Source organism: Bradyrhizobium sp. P5_C11_2 (assembly GCF_054049755.1).
In genome coordinates, this window is record NZ_JBFULT010000246.1 from 1 (window position 1) to 10,606 (window position 10,606).

The 10,606-nt window shown below is 65.3% G+C and carries 10 protein-coding genes and 2 pseudogenes; 7 read left to right on the forward strand and 5 right to left on the reverse strand.

Annotated features, from left to right (window positions below):
* The 5 genes and pseudogenes from ACXJL8_RS22045 to ACXJL8_RS22065 form a co-directional block, all read left to right on the forward strand.
* A pseudogene (locus ACXJL8_RS22045) lies at positions 1-163 on the forward strand (IS481 family transposase); the annotation flags it as partial.
* A gap of 265 nt (positions 164-428) precedes the next feature.
* On the forward strand, positions 429-1,976 hold the full coding sequence (locus ACXJL8_RS22050) for a winged helix-turn-helix domain-containing protein (RefSeq protein ID WP_456685573.1): 1,548 nt from the start codon (positions 429-431) through the stop codon (positions 1,974-1,976).
* A gap of 180 nt (positions 1,977-2,156) precedes the next feature.
* Entirely contained in the window at positions 2,157-2,453 is a 297-nt protein-coding gene (locus ACXJL8_RS22055; RefSeq protein WP_456685582.1) for a monooxygenase family protein, read from the forward strand.
* Positions 2,454-2,576: 123 nt separating this feature from the next.
* Positions 2,577-4,268: an AMP-binding protein gene (locus tag ACXJL8_RS22060; protein WP_456685574.1), complete on the forward strand. Its 1,692-nt coding sequence runs from the start codon at positions 2,577-2,579 to the stop codon at positions 4,266-4,268.
* A 416-nt stretch (positions 4,269-4,684) separates the two neighbouring features.
* A complete protein-coding gene (locus tag ACXJL8_RS22065) occupies positions 4,685-4,987 on the forward strand; it encodes a hypothetical protein (protein WP_456685575.1) in 303 nt (100 codons plus the stop codon).
* Positions 4,988-5,543: 556 nt separating this feature from the next.
* Here the strand turns inward: ACXJL8_RS22065 and ACXJL8_RS22070 are convergent.
* Genes ACXJL8_RS22070 through ACXJL8_RS22085 form a run of 4 tightly spaced genes read right to left on the reverse strand, consistent with a single transcriptional unit; the run spans position 5,544 to position 9,002 of the window.
* Positions 5,544-6,833: an NAD(P)/FAD-dependent oxidoreductase gene (locus ACXJL8_RS22070; RefSeq protein ID WP_456685576.1), complete on the reverse strand. Its 1,290-nt coding sequence runs from the start codon at positions 6,831-6,833 to the stop codon at positions 5,544-5,546.
* Positions 6,834-6,841: 8 nt separating this feature from the next.
* Positions 6,842-7,573, reverse strand: coding sequence for an amino acid ABC transporter ATP-binding protein (locus ACXJL8_RS22075; RefSeq protein ID WP_456685577.1), 732 nt, complete (start codon positions 7,571-7,573; stop codon positions 6,842-6,844).
* Entirely contained in the window at positions 7,570-8,223 is a 654-nt protein-coding gene (locus ACXJL8_RS22080) for an amino acid ABC transporter permease (protein WP_456685578.1), read from the reverse strand. The genes ACXJL8_RS22075 and ACXJL8_RS22080 overlap by 4 nt, the downstream gene beginning before the upstream one ends.
* Before the next feature lie 5 nt (positions 8,224-8,228).
* Entirely contained in the window at positions 8,229-9,002 is a 774-nt protein-coding gene (locus tag ACXJL8_RS22085) for an ABC transporter substrate-binding protein (RefSeq protein ID WP_456685579.1), read from the reverse strand.
* Positions 9,003-9,140: 138 nt separating this feature from the next.
* On the opposite strand from ACXJL8_RS22085, the gene ACXJL8_RS22090 reads away from it, so the two are divergent.
* On the forward strand, positions 9,141-9,764 hold the full coding sequence (locus ACXJL8_RS22090; RefSeq protein WP_456685580.1) for a cupin domain-containing protein: 624 nt from the start codon (positions 9,141-9,143) through the stop codon (positions 9,762-9,764).
* A gap of 83 nt (positions 9,765-9,847) precedes the next feature.
* Here ACXJL8_RS22090 and ACXJL8_RS22095 read toward each other — a convergent pair whose 3' ends face one another.
* On the reverse strand, positions 9,848-10,105 hold the full coding sequence (locus ACXJL8_RS22095; RefSeq protein WP_456685581.1) for a hypothetical protein: 258 nt from the start codon (positions 10,103-10,105) through the stop codon (positions 9,848-9,850).
* A gap of 55 nt (positions 10,106-10,160) precedes the next feature.
* On the opposite strand from ACXJL8_RS22095, the pseudogene ACXJL8_RS22100 reads away from it, so the two are divergent.
* Positions 10,161-10,606, forward strand: a pseudogene (locus ACXJL8_RS22100) (transposase); the annotation flags it as partial.

Below are 10,606 nucleotides of genomic sequence, written 5' to 3' on the forward strand. Positions count from 1 at the left end.
CCTCGCCGCTTTCCTGGATGCCTACAACGCCTACAACTTCGCCCGGCGGCTCAAGACCCTACGCGGCCTCACGCCATACGAAGCGACCTGCCGAGCCTGGGCAGACGACCCAGGCCGGTTCAGATACGACCCAACCCATCTCACCTCGGGACTGAACAGTTAGTCTCTCGATCGGCCCCGAGGAGGGCGTGAGCTTAGCCGCGTAAGCCGAACTGCTGGTGCTGCTAGGAAGAGCCGACGAATCTTCACTGCTCAGAGCCGCGCGTTGAATGAATTGCGTAGGGCTGTTGTCGAGCGGCGGGATCATTGGTGGCGGAAGGCCCGCGTGCGTCGGCCTCCTCACACTCGGAATTCGGCCGCGCGCCTTGAGTTTCCCGACATATGGTGATTGCTATCTGCGGTAAACGGTGGACACAAATCTGTCTTCGATGATCGACAGCATCACGCTCTCCGATGTCGCAATCGATCTCCGGCGCGAGCAGGTCGTCGGACAGGACGGGCAGCGGCGGGAGCTGCGTCCCCGCTCCTTCGACGTGCTGCGGCGCCTTGCTGCCAGTGCGGGCGATCTCGTCAGCAAGGATGAGCTCCTCAGGGATTGCTGGCCCGGCGTCATCGTCACGGACGACTCCCTCACCAAATGCATTTCAGAGATCCGCAAGGTTATGGGCTCGGATGCACGGGATCTCATCCGAACCATCCCACGGCGCGGCTACATGCTGGTCCTGCCCGACGAGCCCAAGCCCGCAGACACCGTGCGCGCTGACGTCAGGCCTTCGACGAGCTTCTGGCCGAGCATCGCCGTCCTGCCCTTCGACGAATTCACGGACGGCCCGGGCACCTATGGGGCTCTGGGGGCAGGCTTTGCCGAAGACATCATCACGGAGCTTGCCCGCAACCGGAACATCACCGTCATCGCTCGCCAAAGCTCTTTCGCAGCCAAGGCGAGCGGCGGAACTGCGGCGGATGTCGCGCGCCTCCTCGACGTGCGCTACGTGCTTGAGGGCAGCATCCGGCGCGCCGGCGAGCGCATGATCGTCAACGCGCAGCTCGTGGAGGGCTCCTCGAATAGCCACGTTTGGGCAGAACGCTACGCCTTTGCGGCGGGCGAGGTCTACGAGGTGCAAGACGAGTTGGTGGCGCGGATTGCCGGTACATTGTTTTCGGGCCTTCAGAGCCACGAGCAGGCTGCGAGCCTGCGTCGCCCACCGGCAAGCCTCGATGTTTACGAGCTCACGCTCCAAGCACTCGCGCACATGCTGCAGTTCAGCCAAGGTGGCGTCAGGGCGGCGCTGGCGGAGGTCGAGCGGGCCGTTGCTCTGGATCCCACCTATGCGCCGGGGCACATCGCGCGTGGCTTCTGTATCGCGACGGATGCCGGCATGGCGATCTCCGGCGAAGCTGGCCCGGAGCGGCTGGCAGACGCCGTGCAGGCCATCCGCCACGGGCTGGAACTCGACTCGTCCCTACCGATCGGCCACCGCGCCCTGAGCTATGCTCTGCTGGTGACCGGCCGATGTGACGAGGCCTTAATTGCTGCCGAGCGCGGCGTTGCTCTTAGTCCTGGCGATGCCCTGGCTCTGGCCGTTCTCAGCTTGGCTCAAACCGCGATGGGCCGCTACGCCGCCGCTCTCGCCAGCATCGATCGCGCGATCGGTCTAAGCCCTCTGGCTCCCGGATTCTTCCAGGGCGTGGCCGCAAGCCCCCTCTATGCCCTGGACCGCTTCGATGAGGCGGTCCGGAACGCGACCGAGGCCAGCTTCAGGAGCCCGAGCTACCTGATGGCTTACGTCATGGCAGCCGCCTCGTGCGTCGCTCTGGAACGCAAGGATGAAGCTTCAACGTGGATCTCGGATCTCTTGCAGCGAAGCGCAAAGTTCAGCCTCGCGCTTCCGAGGGTGGCGAACGCTTACCGGCATGACCAAGGCATGGCGGAGCGGTTCAGCCACCACCTGCGCGTGGCTGGGCTCCCCGGCTGATGCCCGCGCCGGCTTTGGGATCGCGCCTCGACACGACCGATCGGGACGTCGCCCGAAGCGTCAGCCGGTTCGCCGGAGATCGGACCGGCTCTGAACGATCGAACGTCCGGAGCGCGCTGGTGTGGAGGGGCCGATGCAGACGACAGCGGTACGCCGAACGAGAACCGGATCATCTTCAGCCTGAGGCCGACCCATATCGGCATGCGCTGGTACTGGCGTGACATGCCGAGCCTGGAGGCTTGGTCGAAGTCGGATCCACACCGGATCTGGTGGCGGGACTTCCTGAGGGACTCGCGCGGGACCGGCTTCTGGCACGAGACCTACCACATGCGAGGGGGCATGGAGGCTGTCTACGTCGACATCGGCAAGCCCGTCGGCTTCTCTGCTTTCATGCCGATGGTCCTGGCCCACGGCACGATGGCGAGCCGACACCGTATCGGATCGCTTAGTCCACGTCGGTACATCCCGCTCGGCTGACCGTCCGAGGAGTTCGGTTTTCAGGGAAGATCGGAAAGGCATCGGGGTCCTTTCAGGACGTGCGGCGGACGCCGCCGCTAGTCAGCGAAGCTGACGCGCCATCGCGTCTTCGAGGAGACTGCCATGAGCAAGGCTTGGCTCGCGCATTACGATCCCGGCGTTCCCGAACAGGCGGACGTCGCGCAGTTCACTTCGCTCGTCCAGATGTTCCACGCCACGGTCGCTCGCTTCCGAGATCGCCCCGCCTTCAGCAGCATGGGTCGCGAACTCACCTACGGTGGCCTGGACAAAGCCTCAGCGCGGCTCGCCCATCACCTCCGCGAGGTCCTCAGGTTGCGCACGGGCGATCGCGTCGCGATCATGCTGCCGAATTTGCTGCAATACCCGATCGCTTTTTTCGGCGTGGTCAGGGCTGGGCTCGTCGTCGTCAACGTAAATCCGCTCTACACCGCGCCCGAGCTGGTGCATCAGCTGCGTGACAGCGGTGCGAAGACGATCATCGTGCTCGAAAACTTCTGTGCAACGCTGCAGGAGGCTCTGCGTCACGTCGAAGTACCGAACGTAATCGTCACACGCCTCGGCGATGGGCTCGGGCGCGCGAAGGGCATGCTGACGAACTTCGTCGTGCGCCGCGTCCAGAACCTCATCCCGCCCTGGCATATCGATGGCGCGCAGCAGTGGCGCCGCACTGTCTCGGCGCGGGCCGTCGTCAGGGTGCCGCGGGTCGAGGTCGGACGCGACGATCCTGCCTTGCTTCAATACACGGGCGGCACAACAGGGCTCGCCAAGGGCGCGATCCTGACCCACGGGAACGTGCTGGCGAATGCCCTGATCCTGGGAACGTGGTTCGCAGCCATCGGGACCGAGCGCGGAGAGACGTATCTCGTTGCCCTGCCGCTCTATCATGCCCTGGCACTCATCTGCCAAGTCATCCATCGGTTCATCCTGGGCGGCTGCGGCGTGCTGATCGCCAACCCGCGTGATCTGGATGGTCTCGTCGCGGAGATGCAACGGCACCGTTTGCGGAGCATCGCGGGCGTGCCGAGCCTGTATCAGGCATTGTCGCAGCACCCTGGCATCCGGAAGGTCGATTTCAGCGCGACGGCTGTCTGCTGTTCCGGCGGGGCGCCCCTGCCGCCTGCCATTGCCGAGGCCTGGCGGGCGGCGACCGGGCTCTCGATCATTGATGGCTACGGGCTGACCGAAGTGGCTGGTGTTGCTGCCATGAACCCGTTCGGACAACACGTGCCGCGCGGCGGAATCGGCTTTCCGGTCTGCTCGACTGAGATCGAGATCCGCCGCGACGATGGATCGCTCGCAATGCCGGAGGAGCCCGGTGAGATCCACATCCGCGGCCCTCAGGTCATGCGCGGCTACTACAATCAACCGGAGGAGACCGCGCGCGTTCTCGACAGCTGCGGCTTCCTGGCGACGGGCGATATCGCGTCGATGAGCGCCGATGGGTATCTCACGCTCGTGGACCGGAAGAAAGACATGGCGATCGTCAGCGGGTTCAATGTCTACCCGCGCGAAGTCGACGATGTACTCCTGCGCCACCCGGGCATCCGGGAAGCGGCAGCGGTCGCAGTGCCGGACGCGCGCTCGGGCGAGGCGATCGTCGCCTGCGTGGTGCGGGGCAATCCCGAACTCACGGAAGCCGCTGTGATCGCGCACGCCCGGACCTCGTTGACAGCATACAAGGTGCCGCGCCGCGTGATCTTTCTCGACGCGCTCCCAAAGACGCCAGTCGGCAAAGTCTTGCGCCGCGTGCTTCGCGAGCGCGTCCTGGAGCTCGGCAGCTCCGCTCAGGCATAAGCGCCGAGCCAGCGCTGTCAGAGCGCCCCCTCTCGGCCACTCACAGGAGCCTTCCGCAGAGCGTCCTGGCCGCCGGCATCGACCTGATGCTGGCGCCGGCGCTCTGCGGGAGGCCGTTCGTATGTCGGGCCGCGCCCTTCAGGCATCTCACCGATCCCGCAGGCCACGCGCGTCGGAATCTTTCAGGCGCATCTCAGAACCATTCGGCCGCCTTTCAGGATTTCGGTCGCCGCGGTGTGTACGGTCATCACAGATGCAGAGATGCACTTTGAGACCAGACGAACAGTAAATCTCAATCAAGCTTTCCGCATTAAGGTGGTGATCGATGTCTATCGCGATCGCGTGAACCGCGATCTGACTGAGATGCGGCGCCGCTAAATCTGATGAAGCCCTTACGAAGCACGTGGAGATTTGATATGACCGCTCGTATTGCTGCCCTGGTTGCCGCACTCAGCCTCGGCGCCTTCACCACCTCCGCCTTCGCCGGCGAGGGCCGCACTTTCACCGCCTGGGGGCACGAGTTCGAGGCGCCCGGCTTCGCCGCTTCAATCCCCGCGCCGTCCGCTCCGTCTAGCTACACGGTCTTGTCGGCGGCTCGGGCCACTTCGTCCCGCGTCCTCCCGATCGCCGGGCAAGAGATCGTGGCAGCACCGGTCACCTCGATGCCCGAGCCCACGATCAACGTCTGGGGCGCACGCTTCCCGGCTTCTGGCCGCTGAGCCATCCACCGCGCTGATCGAGGCGGGGCACTGCGAGCCCCGCCTCCTCGACAGCCGAATCGTGAATCTGTCCACTACTCACATTGGCGAACAAACCTCCGTGGGACCGCAACCACCGGTCTAACGGGTACGAACTGGAGTTCTGGCTCATCGCCGAGCGCCAGTTAAGGGTGGAGCGGGCCGGCATCCTGGCTCACGGCGGCAGATTTGTGCGCAGAGGAGGAAGTTGCGGCCAGTTCGAAGTTGTTTCCCGGCCGGCAACGCAACACAAAACAGTCGGTCTGGAAGCTCGTTCTGCCGCGGTGCAGAACGTTCGCATTTGCATACCGCCCGCGTCGAGAGAACTCGGCAAACCTCGTCCGCTTTGTCGGCACACATGCTCCAAAGCGGTCGTCCCGCTTTCGGCCGCATCACGCCATGCTGGACCGCTATTGAGCGCAAAAGCAGCGGTTCGGCTTTGCGCCCATTGTTGCCATTCAGGCCACTTCGGCGGCATTCCGAAAGCAGATGTGGAGGTCTCTAAGCCGATAACTTGCCCGTTAGATGACTCGATTCATCAGCGAATGCCGCCGTCGCTCAGACGGTACCAGGCGATGATTGCAGAGACGTAGAGGCGGTGCAGGGCGTGAAGCGGCAGCGTCGCGATCGGCGTGGTTTGGAGGGGTAAGCTGTCGGCATCGCCGGACGCGATATACGTAGCGATAGCCCGGCCCATCGCAGACTGAAGGCCCACGCCCCGGCCTTGACAGCCGATGTCGATGAGCAGACCGGGCGCCGGCTCGTGAAGATGGGGCAGGTAATCCCGGGTGATAGCCACGCGACCGCACCAGCGGTGGTCGAAGGCGATGCCGTCAAGCTGCGGAAAGAGCTTGCCGACAATCCGTTCGAGATGAGCCCAGTCCTGTGGGCTGCGCGGCTCCCGGAACGGGCCGCGGCCGCCCATCAGCAATCGGCCAGTATGGTCGAGACGGAAGTAGAGCAGCAACTTGCGCGTATCCGAGGAGACCTGTCCCTCGGGCAGGATCGAGCGCCGCAGGTTGTCGGAAAGCGGCACTGTCGCGACCTGGAAGGAGTTGGCCGCGATCACCGTCTGGGCGAGGCCGGGCCACAGCTCGCCGGTGTAGCCGTTGGTACAGAGGACGACGCGCTCGGTGGCGAGGCGGGCTCCCTGCGCCGTGGTGACGGTCCAGCCCGATCCTGTCCGATCGAGGGCGGTCACGGGCGATCCGCCGTGGATCGCGGCACCGGCCTTGAGGGCGGCCCGGGCGAGACCCCGGGCGTAGCTCAGCGGCTGGACTGCACCGCCGCGGCCATCGAGCCAGCCGCCGAGGTACCGTTCCGTGCCGAGCAGCCGGTCGGTCTCGGCCTTGTCGAGGACGCGGGCCGGGGCGCCGAGATCCGCCCACTGATCCGCCCGCCGCGCGACCTCGTCCAATCCGGCCTCGGTGTGAGCGCCCTGGATCCAGCCCGCGCGCCGATGCGGCACATCCATCTCGTGCCGGGCAATGAGATCGAAGACCGTATCGGCGGTGCTCCCGGCGAAGCGTGCGAGCCGTTCGCCGCGCTCACGTCCGAACCGGGCGACGAGGTCGGCGGGATCGTATTTCAGCCCCGGGATGACCTGCCCGCCGTTGCGCCCGGAGCCGCCGAAGCCGACCTCGCGCGCTTCCAACACGACCGGCCGGATGCCCCGCTCGGCGAGATGCAGCGCGGTGGACAGGCCGCAGAAGCCGCCGCCGACGATCACCACGTCGGCCCGCCCGGATTGGGCCAAAGGCGGCGTCTCCGGCGCGGGGGCCGCGGTGGTAGCCCAGAGCGACGGGGCGAGCGGGAAGGGTTCAGCCACGGCCTCTCCTAAAGCGGATGCAGCACGCGCTGCAGGAAGTCCTGCGTGCGTGGATTCTGCGGGCGGTTCAGGACCTCGGCGGCGGGACCCTGCTCGACGAGGAGGCCCCCGTCCAAGAACAGCACGCGGTCGGCAACCTCCCGGGCGAAGCCGATTTCGTGGGTCACGACGATCATTGTCATGCCCTCGTCGGCGAGTCCCCGCATCACCTGCAGCACGTCGCCCACGAGTTCGGGATCGAGCGCAGAGGTCGGCTCGTCGAACAGGATGGCGTCAGGCCGCATGGCGAGCGCCCTCGCGATGGCAACACGCTGCTGCTGACCGCCGGAGAGCTGGTCCGGCCGGGCGTGCTCCTTGCCCGAGAGACCCACCCGCGCGAGCAGTCCGCCGGCCCGCTCCTCGGCCTCCCGGCGAGGTTCGCCCTTCACGTGGATCGGCCCCTCGATGACGTTCTCCAGTGCGGTGCGGTTGGCGAACAGGTTGAAGCGCTGGAACACCATGGAGACGCGGGTGCGGATCCCCTTGATGCTCCGCGCATCCCGATCGACCCGCTGGCCGCCGACGCGAATCTCGCCGCCGTCATAGGCTTCGAGCCCGTTGATGCAGCGGAGAAGGGTCGACTTTCCGGAGCCCGACGGCCCGATGATGCAGACCACTTCGCCCTTGGCGACTTCGGCGGAGACGCCCTTGATCACTTCCAGCGCGCCGTAATGCTTGCGGACATTCTCCAGGACGATCATCTGTGCCGGCCCTTGGCCTCGAAATGGCGGACCAACAGGATCAGCGGCAAGCTGAGCGCCAGGTACATGAGCGCCACCATCGTGTAGACGCTGGTGTTCTTAAAGGTGGAAGACGCGATGAGCTTGCCCTGGAGGGCGAGTTCCGCCACCGTGATGGTCGAGGCTTGGGACGAGTCCTTGAGCATCATGATCATGATGTTGCCGTAGGGCGGCAGCGCGATCCGGATCGCCTGCGGAAGAATCACCCGTCGCATGGTCATGCCCCAGCCCATGCCGATCGAGAGCGCGGCCTCGACTTGCCCGCGATCCACCGCCTCGATGCCGGCACGGAAATTCTCGGCCTGGTAGGCCGAGTAGGCGATGCCGAGCCCTATGATCGCGGCCTGGATGGCCGTGAGCGATAGGCCGAAATCCGGCAGCACGAAGTAGATGTAGAATAGCTGCACGATGATCGGAATGCCGCGCAGGATGTTGATCATCACCGCGCTGAAACCTGCCAGCACAGCGTTGCCGGAGACCCGCAGCACCGCCCAGACCAAGCCCAGCAGGGTCGAGACCACCAGCGAGGCGAGGGTGATCAGGACTGTCAGCTGAACGCCCTGCAGCAGGATCGGCAGATAGTCCTGCGCGTCCGCGAGGAAGTCGCGCACGACGCTCAGGACCGATCAGCCGACGGCGGCAGGCCCCACTTGGTCAGGATCGCCTGCAGCGTCCCGTCAGCCTTGAGTTTGGCCAGCGCCGCGTCGATCTTGTCGAGAAGCGCAGTGTCGGTCTTGCGCACGCTGAGGCCCACCGAGGCGACGACCGTCGGCTTGAAGGTCTCGACCAAGCGCACGCCGGGGAACGCGCCCTGCTTGACGTAATAGGCGAGGATCGGCGCGTCGGCGAAGCCGGCCTTCAGCCGCCCGGAATTCACGTCCCGGATGATGTCGGGGATCGTGTCGTAGATCTTCACCTCGCTGAAGAGACCCGACTTCTTCAGCGGCTCTACGAAGGCGGTGCCGATCTGGGCACCCACGATCTCGCCCTTCAAGTCGGCGAAGGAGGTGTAATCCTTGGTGTCGCTCTTTGGAACGATCAGGCCTTCGCCGTAGCTGTAGACCGGCGCCGAGAAGGCCACGACCTCCTTGCGCTGAGGCGTGATGAACATTGCCGCTGAGATGATGTCGATCTTCGAGGCGGTTAGCGCCGGGATCAGGGTCGAGAACTGCAGCGGCTCGACCGCTACCGTGAAGCCCGCCTCCTTGCCGACCGCGTTGACGAGGTCGACCATCACGCCCTGGATGGTGTTGGTCTTGGTGTCGAGGAACGTGAACGGCAATCCGGTCGGCGTCGCGCCGACCTTCAGTGGCTGGGCACGACTCGCATGCCCCAGCAGCCCGAAGAGCAGCGCCGACGACAGACACAGGCTGGCCAACCGTCTTCTCATGATGCCGCTCCCGTCAGGTGGTCGGACCGCGAGGCGATCGTCGCGGTCGCTTTCACGTTAGTGAAGAATACCGCATGATTTGCTTGTCGACGCAAGCAGATTTCACGTGCATGAAAGCTGGGATGGAGGCAGGCTGGTGTGGCGGTGAGCATTTCGCGAGGCGACGCGATGGGCCTGGAACCGGTGGACAGGGCAGTCGGGCAGCGCCTGCGCAGCCTGCGGCGCGCACGGGGCCTCTCGCTGGAAACGATGGCCTCCAGCACGGGCCTGTCGATCGGCTTCATAAGCCAGGTCGAGCGCGGCCTATCCTCGCCGTCGCTCCGCGTGCTGGCGCTCCTCGCGGACACGCTTCAGATTGGGCTCGGTGGGCTATTCGAGCCCGCCCTCGACCAGCCCGATCCAGATCCGATCGTCGTGTTCCAGAAGGATCGACCTGAGCTGCAGCTCTGGCGTGCCGGCATCACCAAGCAGTTGCTGACGCCGCCCGGCGGAACACAGGGCATGAGCCTATTCCATATGGTCCTGAAACCCGGTGCCAGCGCGGGCGACGAGTTGTTCAGTCATGAAGGCGAAGAGGCCGGACTTGTCCTTGAGGGACGCCTGACCTTAGTCGTCGAGGCGCGAACGCTCCGGCTGACGGAAGGCGACAGCTTCCGCTTCGAGAGCAGGCGGCCGCATCGCTTCAGTAATCCGGACCCGCGCAGCTCGACCATCGTGCTTTGGGTCAACGTCCTTGGGTCTGCTCAAAGCAGGACACCCTAGCAGTTCAGACGCGTCATCACCCGATGCGCCCAAGTCTCGACTGCCCCGAGGTCATGAGGGCGGAATGCAGCGATGCGCTTTCGTCACGCTGTCACTTGAAGGCCGATAGTCGATTTTGCGCCCATCCCGGCCACCCTGTCGCCCCCACGACATCTCTGAACGGTCATTCCCTGTGCGCGCCGTTGCAGCAGTCGCAGGTCGGCTGAGTCAAGGTTCCGCCGGCTGGAGGCAGGTTTGATCACGAGGAGCACGGCATCCGTTGCCGCCAGCATCTTCCCGACACCCATGCCATCCTTCTCGACGAGCATCGCGCGCTCCTCCGGAAAAGCGATGATCGTCACGTCGGACTTGCCTTGAGAAAGTGGAGAGCTCTTTTCCTGAAGGAGGGGGTTTCCGATGGCAGACCGGAAGCAGACCTTTACCCCTGAGTTTCGCGCTGAGGCGGTGCGATGGGCGCAGACGAGCGGGCGGTCCCGCCGCGAGGTAGCCCCCGATCTCGGCGTCGGGCTCTCGACGCTGCGCACCTGGATCGAGGGCCGGCGTGAGCGGGAGATGGATCACCCGCCGGCCGATCGGCAGGAGGACATGGCCGCCGAGCTCAAGCGCCTGCGGCGCGAGAACGAGGTGCTGCGTCAGGAACGGGAGATCCTGAAGCGGGCCACAGCTTTTTTCGCCAAGGAGGGAAGTCGATGAGGTTCCGCCTCATCGACGCGGCGAAGAAGGACTTCCCGGTCGCGCGCCTGTGCAAGGTCCTCGACGTCAGTCCGAGCGGCTATTTCGCCTGGAAGAACCGCCCGGCCTCGACGCGCCAGCGCGAGGATCTCGTGCTGCTTGCCCACGTC